Source organism: Acinetobacter sp. AKBS16, assembly GCF_002899995.1.
Lineage (GTDB): Bacteria > Pseudomonadota > Gammaproteobacteria > Pseudomonadales > Moraxellaceae > Acinetobacter > Acinetobacter baumannii.
Map to the genome: position 1 here is coordinate 45,589 of NZ_POYH01000082.1, position 1,505 is coordinate 47,093.

Below are 1,505 nucleotides of genomic sequence, written 5' to 3' on the forward strand. Positions count from 1 at the left end.
TCGCAGCAGAAAAAGCCAATAAACCACAGCCTCCTGTTAGTTTATCTGTACGTCTTATTATTGGTGCAACCGAAGAACTTGCTTGGCAACGAGCAGAACAGATTCTTGCAGATATTCAAAATAATCCGACTTTTCAAAATAACGGCACATTATCGGGACATAAAATCAAAGGTATCGGTTCACAGCGCTTATTGGCAGCAGCCCAGCAAGGTGATCGACATGACCGCGCATTATGGATGCCAACAGCAACTGCTGTTGGAGCTTATGGCGATACGACTGCTCTTGTTGGTACACCAGACACCATTATTGCCTCATTACTTGATTATGTAGATTTAGGGGTGACGACTTTCTTAAATCGGGGCTACGATCCGATCTATGATACGGTCGATTATGGTCGTTATATTATCCCCGCTGTACGTGAAGAGGCAGCCAAAAGATTAAAACAAATCGCTTAAATATTTAAAGCAAAAGCCGCTCATTCAATATCTTTGAAGAGCGGCTTTTTTAATAAAGATTTTCTTTAGTGAGAAAATCTTTAGTCCATCTTTTATTGCAAGTCAGGTTTACAAATAGCCTGAATTTTCTCTCCCGCAATCACCTTTTTAGCAAACGGAATTGAATCTTTTAAGGAAGCATTAACAGTTTCGCTATGTCCTAAGCCATGATACAAATGACCTTCGACCACTGTACCTGCTTTACAAGCATCTGCCACCAGCTTCATTTGAGAACGAGCATCTGGAGTTCGGTCATTTGCCCCTGTCCCAATAAATAATGGATGACTAATTTTTAATGTAGGGTAATAACCATAATCATTTGACTGTTTCTCTTGCAGTTTTTTATAGCTTGCCGGCGGATTAGGTTTATATGCTTGTGCTGGCGAAAGCCCTGCGGTTTGAATATCTCCCATAAAACTTGTTAAGCAGGCATTTCTTGCTTGTTCAACTAAAGGAGCAGCTTCAGGCGTGAAAATATCGTCTGTTTTAATTTCTGGATATAGACTTTGTGTCACTAAAAAACTATAGATGCCATAAGCCAGTGATGGGCTGACTTCGTAAGGATTTAACTTTAACTGATTTTTTTCAGGCGTCGCTTCAGGATCTTGATAAATCACGCCCGTACCAATTGAACCCTTAATATTTAAGTCAGGTGCGTACGTTGCCGAGTAGGAAGAAGCCGCAACAGCCCCAGCGCCTCCTTGTGATTGGCCAACAATCACAAACTTATTCGCAAGTGGTAACTTGGTTTTTAAAGCAGCTCTACCACTATCTAAAATACTATAAGCCAGCATTGGGTTATTAATTAACAAGTGTGGTCCTGCAACACCTAACCCTTCGTAATCTGTGGCAACGACAGCAAAACCTTCTTTAAGCCAACGATTTAAATATTGTACATCTCGGTATGATCGTCCACTCCAAGACGGCGCACAAGCATCGGCCAAACCTACAGTACCATGTGCCCATAACACCACTGGCCAACCTTCTTTCGGCGGCGTTCCTTTTGGTAAG

General features: G+C 41.8%; 2 protein-coding genes. One reads left to right on the forward strand and one right to left on the reverse strand.

Annotated features, from left to right (window positions below; all coding sequences use genetic code 11):
- The coding region (locus C1642_RS19645) for an LLM class flavin-dependent oxidoreductase (RefSeq protein ID WP_228153922.1) at nucleotides 1-455 on the forward strand (455 nt) is incomplete at its 5' end.
- Nucleotides 456-547: 92 nt separating this feature from the next.
- On the opposite strand, the gene C1642_RS14880 is transcribed toward C1642_RS19645, so the two are convergent.
- Nucleotides 548-1,505 (reverse strand): lipase family protein (locus C1642_RS14880; RefSeq protein WP_228153923.1); only part of this gene is annotated, 958 nt, incomplete at its 5' end.